Origin of the sequence: Pseudomonas sp. KSR10, from assembly GCF_022355455.1 — a bacterium.
Taxonomy (GTDB): Bacteria; Pseudomonadota; Gammaproteobacteria; order Pseudomonadales; family Pseudomonadaceae; genus Stutzerimonas; species Stutzerimonas stutzeri_E.
Genome location: NZ_JAKOEN010000019.1, coordinates 1055768 through 1071256, shown reverse-complemented (window position 1 = coordinate 1071256; position 15489 = coordinate 1055768). Strand labels below are relative to the sequence as shown.

Sequence of the window (15489 nt, the reverse complement as noted above, 5' to 3'; positions counted from 1 at the left end):
GTTCAGTCCCAGAGCGTGCCCGAGGGCAGCGGGACGTTCAGGACATGGATGAACAGCAGGCTCACGATCCACGGCAAGACGATTGCCAGCGCGTAGAGCCAGAGTTTGCGCACCGGGTGGGCGGCGAACAGCAGCAGGGTGCCGAGTATCCCGGCGGCGATAGCGCCCAGCGGCTCGAACAGCAGCCAGTACGCGCCCAGCCCGGCGAGCATCAGCAGCCAGCGGCGTGGCGGCGCGCCTTCCTCGAGGGCCACCGTGCGCACCGGCGGGCGCAGGCAGCCTTCGATGATGAGTGCCAGCGACAGCACCGCGACCAGCCAACCGGCCACGTTGGGAAGCCAGCGTGGCGACTGCATCGGGTTTTGAACCATCGGCGCTTCTTCGATGTAGTTCGGCACCAGATGGAAGACGAACACCAGCGCGGCCAGCAGCCAGAGGCCGCCGAGCAGCGTATTGATATTGGCCCAGCGCGGACGACCGATGGCGGTTCTCATGCGGGCCTCCGCTTATTGAAGTTCGGCCTGGCCAGCGACGTGTTGCCAGCGCTGGACATCCTCAGCGACATAGTCGCGGAATGCATCGCCTTCCTGGCTTGCCGCTTCGCCGCCGATCTGTGCGGCGAAGTCCCTGAAGCTCTGATCCCCCATGACCTTGTCCAGCGCGCGCTGCAGCGTCTGCACGGCTTCGTCGGGCATGCTGTCGTCAGCGATCAGGCCGAACCAGGCGGTGGTGACGAAGTCGCCAAGGCCCTGATCGGCACCGAGCTTGGACAGCGGCTCGACACCCGGTAGGTAAGGAGAAGGTTCGGCGGAGGTCACCGCCAAGGCCCTGAGCTTGCCGGACTTGATGTGCGCGAGCACGGTGGGCATGTTTTCGAACGACAGGTCCACGTCGCCACTGAGCAGCGCCGGCAGCGCTTCGCCGCTGCCACGGAAGGGCACGTGGGTCATCTTGGTCCCGGTCATGGTTTTGAACAGCTCGCCGGACATATGGATCGAGCTGCCGACGCCGGATGAGCTGAAGGTCATCTCCTTGTCTTTTGCCGCCTTGATGAACTCGTCGACGGTTTTATAGGGGCTGTCCGCCGGCACCACCATGACGTTGGGAATCTCGATGACGTTGCGGATGAATTTGAAATCCTTCACCGGGTCGTAGGGCAGATTCTTGTAGATCACCGGGCCGATGGTATGGCCGGGCGACGCCATGGCGATGGTGTGGTCGGCGCCGCGTCCGCCGCGGGCAAGCTGCCCGGTGGCCATGGTGGAGCCGGCGCCGGGACGGTTTTCGACCACGACGGTGCCGATTTCCTTCTGCAGCAGATCGGCGACCTTGCGCGAGAGGACATCGGTGGTGCCGCCCGGTGCGTAGGGCACTATCAGGCGAACGGTATCAGTTGGCCATTCGGCGGCCTGGACAATGGAAGCGAGCGGGAGCGTGGTGCCCAGCAGCAGGGGCAGCAGGTGTTTGAGGACGGGCTTCATGTTTGTTCCTTCTTGTGGTTGTTCTAGGAATCACCGCCGTTCGCAGGACGATCGGTCGCGGCCAGGCCGTAAAGCTAATACCTCGCCAAGGGGCGGCGGGTTCCCCTCCCGCGAACCCTGAATGCCTGATGATCACTCGACGCGAGGCCCGGTCGCTCAGAGCCGGGCCACATGTGCCTCAATCGGCGCGCAGGCGCACGGCGATGTCTGGTTGATCGATGAACAGACCGTCGATACCGGCGTCCAGGTAGGCGCGGATATCGGCCTCGATGTCGCCTCGATCGGCAGGCGAGTCGCCCTTACGCAGGTTGGTCGGCAGGAAGGCGTTTTCGGCACGGAAGGTGTACGGATGCACCTTCAGGCCAGCGGCTTGGGCGTTCGGCACGAAGTCAGTAGGCTGACCGAGGTTGCCGTTGGCGTCGCGCGGGATGATGTAGCTTTTCTCCGGACCGACACCGGCGGCGTAACGCGAGATCACCTTTAGACCTTCTGCGGTCGCCATTTGCGCGTAGGTCAGGTCAGTTCCGCGAACCTGCTGATCGTACGGCTGACCGCTGCCGAACAACTGCACCAGGCGTAGCTGGGTCATGCGGCTCAGGGCTTTCAGGTTCTCGACTTCGAACGACTGGATATGCACCGGCGCATTACGGCCGGCGTAGCCGTTGCGGTGGAGGATGCGCACCAGCGGCTTTTCCATGGCCAGGCCGAGCTGCTGGAAGTGGGTCGGGTGCTTGGTTTCGGGGTACAGACCGATGCGGCGGTGTTCGCTCAGCTGCAAGGTTTTCACCAGATCGATGATTTCCTGCAGCGTCGGAATTTCCAGGCTGCCGTCGAGCCGCGCATTACCGGGACGAATCGCCGGGATGCGCTCGATGGCGCGCAGCGTTTTCAGCTCGGCCAGGGTGAAGTCTTCGCTAAACCAGCCGGTGAGCTTCACGCCGTCGACCAGTTGCGTGCGCTTGCGGTCGGCGAACTCGGGATGTTGCGACACATCGGTGGTCAGCCCCAGCTCGTTGTCGTGTCGAGCAACCAACTCGCCGTCGCGGGTCATGACGAGGTCCGGCTCGACATAGTCGGCGCCCTGTAGGATGGCTAACGCGTAAGAGGCGAGGGTGTGCTCGGGCACGTAGCCACTGGCGCCGCGGTGGGCAATGACCAACGGATGGGGCTCGCCGCGGCCGTTCTTGGCTGCGATCGAGGCGTCGGGCGTGGCGGCAAACGCGGCGATCGGCAAAAGCAGGCTGCAGGCGATAAACAGGTGGCGCAGGGTGGGGCGGCTGTGGCGGGCCATTAGGGCGTCTCCATGAAAGGGGAGCGGTAAGCCTGAAACCTGAGAATGACGACAGATTGACGCTTTGGTAAAGCGAAGATGACCGTTCGATGATGCTGACGTGTATCTGGCGGCGCTGACTGCTCTGCGGGCGCTCTGTTATTCTCGCCGTCATGAATCAGACCTCACTTCCCCTCACCATGATCGCAGCCCTCGCGGACGACCGCGTAATCGGGCTCGACAACAAGATGCCGTGGCATCTGCCTGCCGACCTCAAACACTTCAAGGCGATGACCCTTGGCAAGCCGATCATCATGGGCCGCAAGACCTGGGATTCGCTCGGTCGCCCGTTGCCAGGCCGACTGAATCTGGTGATCAGTCGTCAACCGGGCCTGCAACTCGAGGGTGCCGAGACGTTCACTGCACTCGACGACGCGCTGACTCGCGCCGAGCAATGGGCGCGCGAACAGGGTGTCGATGAGCTGATGTTGATCGGCGGTGCGCAGCTTTATGCCCAGGCGCTGCCCCGGGCGCAGCGCCTCTACCTGACCCGCATTGAGGCCAGTCCCGAGGGTGATGCCTTCTTTCCGGCCTATGACGAAGCCGAATGGGCGCGCATCGACAGCCAGGCACACCCGGCCGAGGGCGACGCCCCGGCGTACCGTTTCGAGACCTGGCAGCGCCGCTGAACCGGATTCGCCCACGCCTTCCTTGACCGGTGCCAAGTCTTCACCTGGCGCCAGGCCCTATGCTATCCATCCGCTCGCCACGAGACAGTTTCCATGCAGGACCAGAGACCGGGCGCGGTGCAGGCCGCCGCCGAGCAAGCCGATGCCGAACCGGCTGAACGCATTGCCGCAATCTTCGTGCGACATCCGCTGTGGGAGGACGCGCTGGCGATGCTGCTCGGCACCGCCATGGTGGCGCTGGGGATCGCCTTCTACAGCCACGCCGGGCTGCTCACTGGCGGCACGGTCGGGCTGGCCTTCCTGCTCAAGTATTTCGCCGGCTGGCCCTTTGGGCTGGTGTTCTTCACCCTGAACATTCCGTTCTACCTGCTGGCGATCTGGCGCATGGGCTGGGGCTTCACCCTGCGCACCGTGATCGCCGTGGGCCTGGTTTCGCTGCTCGCGGAGCTGACGCCGAGGTGGATCCGCTTCGCCGAGTTGAACATCTACTACGCCGCACTGTTCGGCGGCTTCGCCATGGGCGTCGGACTGCTGATGTTGTTCCGCCACAAGGCCAGCCTCGGTGGAGTGAACATCCTGGCGTTGTATCTGCAGGCGCGGGTCGGCCTGCGCGCGGGCACCTTTCAGATGGGCATCGATGCGCTGATCGTGCTCGCTGCCGTGTTCATCGTGCCGCCGGAAAAGGTCGCACTGTCGGTGCTCGGCGCCGTGGCGCTGAACCTGGTGCTGGCGGTCAATCACCGTGCCGATCGCTATACGGGCGTCAGTTGAAGCTCAGCCGAGAGTGACCAGCTGCGCCCGTGGCTGGCCGTCCTCGATGTCCAGCAGGGCCAGGCTGATCGGCAGCGTGAAGCGCCGGCGGCCGGCGCTGCCGGGGTTGAGGTAGAGCACCGCGTCGACCTCTTCGAGCTTCGGCTGGTGCGAATGTCCGGAGATCACTACGTCGATGCCTTCGGCAACCGGATCGATCGCCATGGTTTTCACATCGTGCGTGACGTGGATGCGCAACCCGCCGACCTGCAGATCCAGTCGCTCGGGGATAGCAGCGGCCCAGTCACCACTGTCGACGTTGCCGCGTATCGCATCGAGCGGCGCCAGTGCACGCAGCCCCTCCAGCACCTCGGGTTTGCCGATGTCGCCGGCGTGAATGATCCGTTCGCAGCCCTGCAGCGCCGTCAACGCTTCGGGTCGCAGCAGGCCGTGGGTATCGGATATGACGCCAATGCGCATGCTGACTCCAGTCATTTCGAGAATGGTTGAAGGTTAGGGCAACCGAGACTTGGCCGCGGTTCGATATTACGGCAGGCTGGCGGCCGCCGAACGAAGAGGAACGAGTGAATGGAGCGGGTCGATTGCGTGGTCATCGGTGCCGGGGTAGTGGGGCTCGCCGTGGCGCGCAGCCTGGCGCAGGCGGGGCGTGAGGTGCTGATTCTGGAGGCTGAGGCCGCCATCGGCACCGGCACCAGCTCGCGCAACAGCGAGGTTATCCATGCCGGCATCTATTATCCGCAGGGTTCGCTGAAGGCGCGTCTGTGCGTGGCCGGGCGCGATGCGCTCTACGCCTTCTGCGAGAGCCACGGGGTGCCGTATCGCCGCTGCGGCAAGCTGATCGTCGCCACGGACGAATCCCAGCTGGCGGGCCTCGAGGCCCTGCAGGCGCACGCGGTAGCCAACGGTGTTGACGACCTGCGGCGGCTCGATGACGGCGAGGTGAAGGCCTTGGAGCCACAGCTCAACGCCGTCGCCGGGCTGCTGTCGCCGAGCACCGGTATCGTCGACAGCCACGCCCTGATGCTGGCGTTGCAGGGCGATGCGGAAGCGGCTGGGGCCCTGCTGGCGCTACGTGCGCCGGTCAAGGCGATGGCGGTGACGGAGGCGGGGTTGCGCGTCGAGGTCGGCGGCGATGAGCCGATGACGCTGCTCGCCAACGGCGTGATCAACTGCGCCGGGCATGCGGCACCGGTGATCGCCGCACACACCGAGGGCCTGGCTGCCGATGCGGTGCCGCCGCGCTATTTCGCCAAGGGCAGCTATTTCAGCCTGGCGACCGCGACGCCCTTTAGACACCTGGTTTATCCGCTACCCGAGCCAGGCGGGCTGGGCGTGCACCTGACCCTGGATCTCGGCGGTCAGGCCCGGTTCGGCCCGGATGTACAATGGGTCGACGGCCTCGATTACGCGATGGATGAAAGCCGCGCCGATGGCTTCTACGCAGCCATTCGCCGCTACTGGCCGGCACTGCCGGACGGGGCGCTGCAGCCCGCCTATACCGGCATCCGGCCGAAGATCAGCGGTCCCGGTGAGCCGGCGGCGGACTTTCGTATCGACGGGCCCGCCGTGCATGGGATTGCTGGGCTGGTGAACCTGTTCGGCATCGAATCGCCTGGGCTGACCGCGGCCCTGGCGATCGCCGACGAGGTGAGCCAGCGCCTCGCTGAGGATGCGCGGATCTGTTGATCAGACGGGTTCTTGCTCGGACCTCTCCGGTGATTCGGGCAGAAACCAATTCATTACCAGGGCGCAGATGCCGCCGGTGGCCACACCGGATTCCAACACATTGCGCAGAGCCACCGGCAGGTTCGCGAGGAACTCCGGAACCTGCGAGACACCCAGGCCCAGCGCCAGCGAAACCGAGATGATCAGCAGCGCCCGGCGATCCAGCTGCACGCCCGCGAGAATGTTGATCCCTGCCGCCGCCACCGCGCCGAACATCACCAGCGCAGCACCACCCAGCACTGGCTGGGGAACCGCCTGCAGCACCCCGGCGACCGCAGGGAATAGCCCCAGCGCCACCAGCATCACGGCGATCCACATACCGACGTAGCGGCTGGCGATTCCGGTCAGCTGAATGATGCCGTTGTTTTGTGCGAACACCGAGCTGGGAAAGGTATTGAACAGGCCGGCCAGCAGCGAGTTGGCGCCGTTGACCAGTACGCCACCCTTGATCCGCTGCATCCATACCGGTCCCTCGACCGGCTGGCCCGAGATCTTGCTCGTGGCGGTGATGTCGCCGATGGCTTCCAGCGAGGTCACCAGATAGATCACCACCATGGGAATGAACAGGCTCCAGGAAAAGCCCAGGCCGAAATGCAGCGGAATCGGTACCTGGAACAGCGCGGCCTCGTGCATGCCGGCGAAGTTCAGGCGGCCCAGGTACGCCGCCAGGGCATAACCGATGGCCAGCGCGATGATGATCGCGCAGCTGCGCATCCACACCACCGGCAAGCGGTTGAGCACGACGATGGCAGCCAGTACCACGCTGGACAGCAGCAGGTTTTCCCGGCTGGCGAAGGTGCCGTCGCCCATGGCTGCGTAACCGCCGCCCATGCTGATCAGCCCGACCTTGATCAGCGTCAGCCCGATCATCAGCACCACGATGCCGGTCACCAGCGGCGTGATCAGGCGTTTGATGAACGGCAGCACGCGCGAGACGCCCATTTCAATGAAGGAACCGGCAATGACCACACCGAAGATTGCTGCCATGACGGCCTCCACCGGTGTGCCCTGCTTGACCATCAGCACACCGCCAGCGATCAGCGGGCCAACGAAGTTGAAGCTGGTGCCTTGCACGATCAATAGTCCCGCACCGAGCGGGCCGAAGCGTTTGCACTGGACGAAGGTGGCGATGCCGGATATTACCAGCGACATGGACACGATGATGTTGGTGTCGCGTGGCGATACGCCGATGGCTTGGCAGATCAGCAACCCTGGCGTGACGATCGGCACGATGATCGCCAGCAGATGCTGTAGCGCGGCGAGAAAGGCTATCCATGGCCGTGGACGGTCATCGAGTCGGTACAGCAGGTCGTTGGGTGTTTCGGTGCGCTGGGTGAGGGCGTTCATGGCCGTCCTTGCAGAAAAAACGGCGATTCTACGTGCCACGGGTGGCCGGGCACAGCCGAATGCATCGGCCGCTGATCAGAACTTGTTCTGGAAGACCTAGGCGCGGTTTCCGGTGCTACGTGACGCTTGTCCTCCGCAGATACCCGGCAAGGCCATGCCTGGCGTTTGTGCCAGTGGAGTTCAACCTGCCCATGCGTCACGAACGGTGTGCTCCAAGGCAGTTAGTGTGCCCTCGATACGTCCCGCTTAGCACTCAAGCGCAGCGTCACGCGGCGCGGTATCGGAATCGTTGGAATCCATGACAGCATCATGAACGCGCTGCCAGAACGGCAGCGTCATGAATCAATGAAGGGAAGTGCATGCAACGAGCGAGTGAGCAACGACCGTTGATAGTTTACCTGGCGTTGGGCCTGCTCCAGGGCGCGACACTCTGGGCCGCGAGTGAAAGCTGGCCGCACGGAGCGATCTGGCGGTCCTTGTGTTCGGCGTTGATCGTCATCGTCGTGGTAGGCGGGTGGCAGCTACAGATGCTCTGGGGGCAAATACGCGAGGTGCGACGGTGGGAACTATTGCTGCCGGCGATTCTGCTGCCCGCTGTATTAGCGGCGGCACTGGCGGCTCAGTTCGATCAGCCGCGCTGGTATCGCCTGGAAGAAACCACCGGCACGCTGCTGCTGTGGAGCCAACTCGCCCTGGCCTACATCCTCACGCCCTTCATCCAGGCGCGGGACCCTGCGCATCGTTGGCGTTTCGATTACAACGCCCTCTACCGCCACGCGTGGAACAACGGCCTGCTGCTGTTTATGGCACTGGTGATGCTGGGTGTCTTCTGGTTGTTGATCTGGCTCTGGGCGGGCCTGTTCAGCATGCTCGGGATCGATCAGTTCAAGCGGCTGTTCCGCTCGTCTGGCTTCGTCTGGGTCGCCAGCGCTGTGGTCGTCGCCGCTGGGCTGCGAATCGGGTTGGAACGCGGGCAGGTCATCGACGCGCTGCGCAACGTGCTGCAGGCCATGTGTCGCTTCCTGTTGCCGTTGACGGTGGTGATTCTGCTGCTGTTCGTGGTCTTCCTGCCGTTTACCGGGCTGGCTCCGCTCTGGGCGACACGCCACGCCACGCCGATTCTGCTGACGCTGGTGTTCGCGCACGTGGCCCTGCTCAACGGTGTGGTGCAAGACGGCCAGCAGGCCGCCCACTATCCGAGACCGCTGCGGCTGCTGGTCGATGCCAGCTCGCTGTGCCTGCCGTTGCTGGCCGGGTTCGCGATGCATGCGCTGTGGCTGCGTATCGACCAGTACGGGCTGACCCCGGATCGCGTATTGGCTGCGCTCCTGGCGCTGATGGCGATGGTGCATGGCATTGCACTGGTCAGAGCGGTGATCCGGCGTGACCCCACCTGGCTGAGTGGGCTGCGGCAGAGCAACCCGCCGTTGGCGCTGTTCGCCGCATTTCTGCTGGTGTTGATGCATGTACCGATGCTGAGCCCGCTCCAACTGAGTGCCGCGAATCAGTACCAGCGGCTGCTCGATGCCAGGCTGCCCGCCGAGCGAACCGATCTCGGCGCGCTGCGCTTTCAACTGGGCGAGCCGGGGCGGCGGTATCTGCAAGCGCTACGTGAAAAGCTGGGCGAGCCTTGGGAGGACGAAGCTCGGCGCACTGGCCTGCAAGCCGATCTGCAGCGGCTTGATAAGGCGGATCACTATTGGGCCTGGAAACAGGAGCAAGAGGTCGCGAACGCCCCGCCCGTGCGCTGGATTGGCCAACCTGTGACGGATGAAGATGGCTCGTTGGCACGTTCCGTCAGTAACCAGGGATGCGCTAGCGAGTGCCGCTTGTTTGCGGTGGATCTGGATCGCGACGGCCAATCCGAGGTGTTGCTGCTACGCGGCGCGTCCTGGACGGTGCCGGTATTGGGACGTGATGCGGCAGGTGGCTGGCGCTGGCTCGGGCAGATGCGTGTCACCGGAGGCTCGCTGCCGGACGGCGAGGCACTTGGCGAGCTTCTGGAGCGTGGTGGATTCGAACTGGTTGCGCCCCGATTCAATGCGATCGAAATTGATGGTGCTCGCCTGGAACCGGCAATCAGCGAGCCATGAAAAGCCCGACACGATGGTCGGGCTTTCTTTGCCGCAGTAACCCGAACGATCAGTCGTCCAGCATCGCCTTGTTGCGCACTGCACCCTTGTCGGCGCTGGTGGCGAGCAGGGCGTAGGCCTTGAGGGCGGTGGTCACCTTGCGCGCGCGCGGTGCCGCAGGCTTCCAGCCCTTCTTGTCCTGCTCGATGCGGCGGTGAGACAGCTCTTCATCGCTGACCTGCAGCTGGATGCTGCGGTTGGGGATGTCGATCAGCACCTTGTCGCCATCACGTACCAGGCCGATGGCACCGCCCGCGGCGGCTTCCGGCGAGGCATGGCCGATGGACAGGCCCGAGGTGCCGCCGGAGAAGCGGCCGTCGGTGAGCAGGGCGCAGGCCTTGCCCAGACCTTTGGATTTCAGGTACGAGGTCGGGTAGAGCATTTCCTGCATGCCCGGGCCGCCTTTCGGGCCTTCGTAGCGGATGATGACGATATCGCCGGCCTTCACGTCGTCGTTGAGGATGCCTTTGACAGCGCTGTCCTGGCTCTCGAAGATTTTCGCCGTGCCTTCGAACACATGGATGGATTCGTCCACACCCGCGGTTTTAACCACGCAGCCATCCAGGGCGATGTTGCCGTAGAGCACGGCCAGGCCGCCTTCAGCGGAATAGGCATGCTCGACGCTGCGGATGCAGCCTTCGGCGCGGTCCAGGTCGAGGGTGTCCCAGCGGGTGGACTGGCTGAACGCCGTCTGCGTCGGGATGCCGGCCGGGCCGGCCTTGAAAAAGGTGTGCACCGCTTCGTCCTGGGTCTGGGTAATGTCCCACTGGGTGATGGCTTCTTCCATGCTGCGGCTGTGTACGGTGGGCACGTCGGTGTGCAGCAGGCCGCCGCGGGCCAGTTCGCCGAGGATGGAGAAGATGCCACCGGCGCGGTGCACGTCTTCCATGTGGTACTTCTGGATGTTCGGCGCGACCTTGCACAGCTGCGGCACCTTGCGCGACAGGGCGTCGATGGCGCGCAGGTCGAAGTCGACCTCGGCCTCCTGGGCGGCGGCCAGCAGGTGCAGGATAGTGTTGGTCGAGCCGCCCATGGCGATGTCCAGGGTCATGGCGTTCTCGAACGCACGGCGGCTGGCGATGTTGCGCGGCAGAACCGACTCGTCGCCTTCACCGTAGTAACGCTGGCACAGCTCGACCGCGGTACGCCCGGCGCGTAGGAACAGCTGTTCGCGATCGCTGTGAGTGGCCAGGGTCGAGCCGTTGCCCGGCAGCGCCAGGCCCAGGGCTTCGGCCAGGCAGTTCATCGAGTTGGCGGTGAACATGCCGGAGCAGCTGCCGCAGGTCGGGCAGGCGCTGCGCTCGTATTCGGCGACTTTTTCATCACTGGCGCTTTCGTCGGCCGCGATCACCATGGCGTCTACCAGGTCCAGACCGTGGCTGGCCAGCTTGGTCTTGCCGGCTTCCATCGGCCCGCCGGAGACGAACACCACCGGAATGTTCAGGCGCAGCGCGGCCATCAGCATGCCGGGGGTGATCTTGTCGCAGTTGGAGATGCAGACGATGGCGTCGGCGCAGTGCGCGTTGACCATGTATTCGACCGAATCGGCAATGATCTCGCGCGAGGGCAGCGAATAGAGCATGCCATCGTGCCCCATGGCGATCCCGTCATCGACCGCGATGGTGTTGAATTCCTTGGCCACACCGCCGTGCTTTTCGATTTCACGGGCGACCAGCTGGCCGAGGTCCTTAAGATGCACGTGGCCGGGCACGAACTGGGTGAAGGAGTTGGCGATGGCGATGATCGGCTTCTTGAAATCTTCGTCCTTCATGCCGGTGGCACGCCACAGCGCGCGGGCACCGGCCATGTTGCGGCCGTGCGTGGAGGTTTTCGAGCGGTAATCGGGCATGACGGTTCCTGCGGCTAATCAGCTGGTCGAGTAGTGCATATGGTGAGCGTCACCTGTGCCGCGTGCAACGGCAGGTGACCGTGCGTGCGGAGGGGCCGGATCGAGGCGGGGTATCGCTCGGGCGGCCTGGGCTCATGGGCCCGCCGGGGGATGATGGCGAGGAATGGCCCCGATTCTACGCGCGGTTGCGGCACCGGGGAAGGCTGATGGTCGGGCTTCGCTGGTTGTCGGCGTGCCGGCTCCGGTGGAAGACGCTTCGCGGTCTTCCACCGGGGTGGCCATCCACCCTGCGCGCGGACACGGCGCTGCGGGGAAGTGACGTAGGGTGGATGTCGCTTTCCACATCCACCGTCTTCGCCGCGCTCCTCCTCAGCTGTTCGGCAATATTCGGCAGGTGATGCTTTTGATGTAACGCGTTTCAGGAATCGCCGGATGCACCGGATGGTCAGGCCCCTGGGCGCCGCGTTCGAGTAGCTGGATGTTGCGGTCCAGATGACGTGCGCTGCCGAGCAGGATGTTCTGCAGGTTGTCCTCTTCCAGGTGCATCGAGCAGCTGGCACTGACCAGAATGCCGTCCTTGTTCAGCAGGCGCATGGCGGTTTCGTTCAGGCGGCGGTAGGCGGCCTCGCCGTTCTTGATGTCTTTCTTGCGCTTGATGAAGGCAGGTGGATCGGTGATGACCACGTCGAAGCGCTCTTCAGCGTTCTTCAGCTCCCTCATCGCTTCGAAGGCGTCGCCTTCCACACAGGTCATCTTCTCGGCCACGCCATTGAGTGCGGCGTTGCGCTCTACGCCATCGAGGGCGAAGGCCGAGGCGTCGACGCAGAACACTTCGCTGGCGCCGAACGCCGCCGCCTGCACGCCCCAGCCGCCGATGTAGCTGAACAGGTCGAGCACGCGCTTGCCTTTGACGTAGGGAGCCAGTCGCGCGCGATTCATGCGGTGGTCGTAGAACCAGCCAGTCTTCTGGCCCTGAAGAACGGGCGCTTCGAACTTCACGCCGTTCTCTTCAAGGGCGACCCATTCCGGCACCACACCGAAGGCGGTATCGACGTAACGCTCGAGGCCCTCGGCGTCGCGTGCGCTGGAGTCGTTCTTCCACAGCACGCCGCGCGGCTTGATGACCTGGACCAAGGCTTCGAGCACGGCATCCTTGTTGCGCTCCATGGTCGCCGAGGCCAGCTGCACCACCAGGTGGTCGTGGAAACGGTCCACCACCAGGCCCGGCAAGAGGTCGGAGTCACCGTAGATCAGGCGGTAGCAAGGCTGATCGAACAGACGTTCGCGCAGCGACAGGGCGACCTGGATGCGATGCACCAGTAGCGACTTGTCCAGACTGTGCTTGAGGTCGCGCGACAGCAGGCGCGCGCAGATCAGGTTGTTCGGCGAGACGCCGACGATGCCCAGCGGCTTGCCGCCCGCGGCTTCGAGAATCGCCTGATCGCCAGCGGCAAAGCCGCTCAGCGGCGTGGCAGCGGTGTCCACCTCGTTGCTGTAGACCCACAGGTGACCGGCACGCAGACGGCGATCGGCATTGGCTTTGAGGCGCAGGCTGGGCAGGGTCATCGGGAAGGGCTCCGGGCAAGGGGGCGGGCATTGTATAGGAGCGGCGCGCTTCAGGCCCCTACCTCGAGGAAAAGCGGATCGTCGCGGTGCCGCATGCCGAGTTACCGGGTCGTGCCGAGCGGTGAAACCGCCGACACGGGTCCGGCAGTTGCACGCTCAGCAGTCGTCCGCTCGCTTCCAGCGTCCGCTGTCAGGCGGCGAGCGCCTTGATCAGCGCTTCGCTGAATGCCGGGATGTCGTCCGGCTTGCGGCTGCTGATCAGATGGCCATCGACTACCACCTGCTCGTCGACCCACTGCGCCCCGGCGTTTTTCAGGTCATCGGTCAGCGACGGCCAGCTGGTCATGCGCTTGCCCTTCACCAGATCGGCGGAGGCCAGCAGCCAGGCGCCGTGACAGATAACCGCAATCGTCTTGTTTTCACGCGCCGCGTCACGCACTAGTTCCTGGGCCATCTCATCGGTGCGGATGGTGTCTGAATTAACCACGCCGCCCGGCAGCAGCAGGGCGTCGTAGTCTTCCGTGCGGATACTGTCGAAGGTGTCATCGACGTGGAATTTCGTGGCGGGCGTGGTGTGGTTCCAACCGGTCACTTCGCCGTTCTTTGCGGATATGATATGAACGGTCGCGCCCTTCTTCTCCAGCGCCTCCTTGGGGCCGGTCAGCTCGACCTGCTCGAAGCCGTCGGTTACCAGAATCGCCACGCGTTTGCCGTTGAGTGATGCTGCCATTTCGAATCCTCCTCGTCGGATTGCATGAGTATTCAGATTGGAGCTACTTGAATCCGACCATCTTCTCGGCCAAAGTTCGCACTCTTTCTTTGGTGGCCAAGTGCTATTGGCTGAGCTGAGTCATTCCCATGACAGTCGAGCTTTCCGACGAGCAGATCCGCAGCGTGCTACAGGGCATCAGCGTGCCGCCGCAGCCGCAGATCATGGTCGATCTGCAGATGGAGCAGGTCATGCCGGACCCTGACCTCCGAGCGATTGCCCGCTTGATCAGTCAGGATCCCGGTCTCTCCGGTGCGCTGCTGAAAACCGTCAACTCTCCGCTCTTCGGCCTCGCCAATCGCATTGCCTCGATCCAGCAGGCGGTCAACCTGCTGGGTTGCCGTTCGGTGATCAACCTGATCAACGCGCAATCGATCAAGGGCGAGCTGACCGACGCGGCCATCGTCACCCTCAACCGCTTCTGGGACACCGCGCAAGATGTCGCCATGACCAGCCTGACCCTGGCCAAGCGCATTGGCCATCCGGCGCCGGACGAGGCCTACACGCTGGGGCTGTTTCACAATTGCGGGATCCCGCTGATGCTGGCGCGCTTTCCCGGTTACATGAGCGTGCTGGAGGAAGCCTATGCCAGTGCCAGCGATGCAGTACGCATCACCGACATCGAGAATCGCGTGCTCAGCACCAACCACGCGGTGGTCGGATATTTCGTCGCCCGCTCCTGGAAACTGCCGGTTCATCTGTGCGAGGCCATCGCCAATCATCACAACGCCCTGGCGCTGTTCGATGATGAGTTGAGCGATCCGCAGATCAAGACGCTGCTGGCGATCCTGAAGATGGCCGAGCACATCTGCGCCTGCCATCGTGTGCTCGGTGATCAGCCGGACGACTACGAGTGGGTGACGGTACAGCAGCAGGTGCTCGAATATGTCGGTCTCTCCGAGTACGATTTCGACTACCTCAAGGGCAGCATTCGCGAGCTGGGCGTGGGCTGACCGCACGGCACCAATAGCTGCTAAGGTCGCCTCCCGGTTCATTTTCGATAGCCCGTATGCCTGAACTTCCCGAAGTTGAAACCACCCGCCGCGGCATCGAGCCGCACCTGATCGGTCAGCGTGTCAGTCGTGTGATCGTGCGCGAGCGCCGGTTGCGTTGGCCGATCCCGGATGATCTCGATGTGCGTCTGTCCGGCCAGCGCATCGAGGCGGTCGAGCGGCGCGCCAAGTACCTGCTGATCAAGGCGGAGGCAGGCACGCTGATCGCGCATCTGGGCATGTCCGGCAGTCTGCGGCTGGTGCCCGCCGATCTGCCGGTGGGCAAGCACGAGCACGTCGATATCCTGCTCGACTCCGGTATGGCGCTGCGCTACACCGATCCGCGTCGTTTCGGAGCGCTGCTCTGGAGTGATGCGCCACTGAGCCATGTGCTGCTCGCCAATCTCGGGCCGGAGCCGCTCAGCGAAGCCTTTGACGGCGACCGGCTGTTCCAACTGTCGCGTGGACGCAGCATGGCGATCAAACCGTTCATCATGGACAACGCGGTGGTGGTGGGCGTCGGCAACATTTATGCGAGCGAGGCGTTGTTCGCTGCCGGTATTGATCCACGACGGCCGGCCGGTACGGTTTCGCGGGCGCGTTATCTGAAGCTTGCCGTCGAGATCAAGCGGATCCTCGCCTACGCTATCGAGCGCGGCGGGACGACGTTGCGCGATTTCGTCGGCGGCGACGGCAAGCCCGGCTATTTTCAGCAGGAGCTGTTCGTCTATGGCCGAGGTGGGGATTTCTGCAAGAGCTGCGGCTCGACGTTGCGCGAGATTCGTCTGGGCCAGCGCGCCAGTGTTTACTGCGGACGCTGCCAGCGATGATGCCGCCCGAGTGTGCAGGCATTGACGGTGTTCACGATCAACAACTGACGGCCGCTGCTATAGTGACC

The 15489-nt window shown here is 64.1% G+C and carries 14 protein-coding genes; 6 read left to right on the top strand and 8 right to left on the bottom strand.

The genetic code is table 11. The features are described from left to right. Window positions 1-2: 2 nt before the first annotated feature. The 3 genes from MCB86_RS13820 to MCB86_RS13810 form a co-directional block, all read right to left on the bottom strand. Window positions 3-494 (bottom strand): tripartite tricarboxylate transporter TctB family protein, encoded by a 492-nt coding sequence (locus MCB86_RS13820; RefSeq protein ID WP_045164050.1) that lies wholly within the window; start codon window positions 492-494, stop codon window positions 3-5. Between the two features lie 12 nt (window positions 495-506). Beyond that, entirely contained in the window at window positions 507-1481 is a 975-nt protein-coding gene (locus MCB86_RS13815) for a tripartite tricarboxylate transporter substrate binding protein (RefSeq protein WP_239611262.1), read from the bottom strand. 178 nt (window positions 1482-1659) lie between these two features. Next, window positions 1660-2772 (bottom strand): glycerophosphodiester phosphodiesterase, encoded by a 1113-nt coding sequence (locus MCB86_RS13810; RefSeq protein ID WP_239611261.1) that lies wholly within the window; start codon window positions 2770-2772, stop codon window positions 1660-1662. A 152-nt stretch (window positions 2773-2924) separates the two neighbouring features. Between MCB86_RS13810 and folA the strand changes: the two genes are divergently transcribed. Together folA and MCB86_RS13800 are read left to right on the top strand one after the other, a co-directional pair. Further along, a complete protein-coding gene (folA, locus tag MCB86_RS13805) occupies window positions 2925-3440 on the top strand; it encodes a type 3 dihydrofolate reductase (protein WP_239611260.1) in 516 nt (171 codons plus the stop codon). A 93-nt stretch (window positions 3441-3533) separates the two neighbouring features. Continuing rightward, the gene (locus MCB86_RS13800; RefSeq protein ID WP_045164045.1) at window positions 3534-4211 is read left to right on the top strand and encodes a YitT family protein; all 678 of its coding nucleotides are present in this window, start codon (window positions 3534-3536) and stop codon (window positions 4209-4211) included. A gap of 3 nt (window positions 4212-4214) precedes the next feature. On the opposite strand, the gene MCB86_RS13795 is transcribed toward MCB86_RS13800, so the two are convergent. After that, window positions 4215-4670 carry a metallophosphoesterase family protein gene (locus MCB86_RS13795; protein WP_239611259.1) on the bottom strand — a complete coding sequence of 152 codons (456 nt, stop codon included), beginning with the start codon at window positions 4668-4670 and terminating at the stop codon, window positions 4215-4217. A gap of 108 nt (window positions 4671-4778) precedes the next feature. Here MCB86_RS13795 and MCB86_RS13790 point away from each other — a divergent pair, with 108 nt between their 5' ends. Next, window positions 4779-5897, top strand: a complete 1119-nt coding sequence (locus tag MCB86_RS13790) for an NAD(P)/FAD-dependent oxidoreductase (protein WP_045164043.1) — start codon at window positions 4779-4781, stop codon at window positions 5895-5897. Here the strand turns inward: MCB86_RS13790 and MCB86_RS13785 are convergent, their stop codons facing one another. Next, the gene (locus MCB86_RS13785) at window positions 5898-7283 is read right to left on the bottom strand and encodes a uracil-xanthine permease family protein (RefSeq protein WP_239611258.1); all 1386 of its coding nucleotides are present in this window, start codon (window positions 7281-7283) and stop codon (window positions 5898-5900) included. 359 nt (window positions 7284-7642) lie between these two features. On the opposite strand from MCB86_RS13785, the gene MCB86_RS13780 reads away from it, so the two are divergent. Next, window positions 7643-9376, top strand: a complete 1734-nt coding sequence (locus MCB86_RS13780) for a DUF4153 domain-containing protein (protein ID WP_239611257.1) — start codon at window positions 7643-7645, stop codon at window positions 9374-9376. A 49-nt stretch (window positions 9377-9425) separates the two neighbouring features. On the opposite strand, the gene ilvD is transcribed toward MCB86_RS13780, so the two are convergent. The 3 genes from ilvD to MCB86_RS13765 all read right to left on the bottom strand — a co-directional run bounded on the left by ilvD (window position 9426) and on the right by MCB86_RS13765 (window position 13560). Further along, the gene (gene ilvD, locus MCB86_RS13775; protein WP_239611256.1) at window positions 9426-11264 is read right to left on the bottom strand and encodes a dihydroxy-acid dehydratase; all 1839 of its coding nucleotides are present in this window, start codon (window positions 11262-11264) and stop codon (window positions 9426-9428) included. Window positions 11265-11633: 369 nt separating this feature from the next. Then, window positions 11634-12830: a class I SAM-dependent rRNA methyltransferase gene (locus MCB86_RS13770; RefSeq protein WP_239611255.1), complete on the bottom strand. Its 1197-nt coding sequence runs from the start codon at window positions 12828-12830 to the stop codon at window positions 11634-11636. 190 nt (window positions 12831-13020) lie between these two features. Continuing rightward, entirely contained in the window at window positions 13021-13560 is a 540-nt protein-coding gene (locus MCB86_RS13765; protein WP_045164038.1) for a type 1 glutamine amidotransferase domain-containing protein, read from the bottom strand. Between the two features lie 182 nt (window positions 13561-13742). Between MCB86_RS13765 and MCB86_RS13760 the strand changes: the two genes are divergently transcribed. Beyond that, entirely contained in the window at window positions 13743-14552 is an 810-nt protein-coding gene (locus tag MCB86_RS13760) for an HDOD domain-containing protein (RefSeq protein ID WP_239611594.1), read from the top strand. A gap of 56 nt (window positions 14553-14608) precedes the next feature. Further along, on the top strand, window positions 14609-15421 hold the full coding sequence (mutM, locus tag MCB86_RS13755) for a bifunctional DNA-formamidopyrimidine glycosylase/DNA-(apurinic or apyrimidinic site) lyase (protein WP_045164036.1): 813 nt from the start codon (window positions 14609-14611) through the stop codon (window positions 15419-15421). The last annotated feature ends 68 nt before the right edge of the window (window positions 15422-15489 follow it).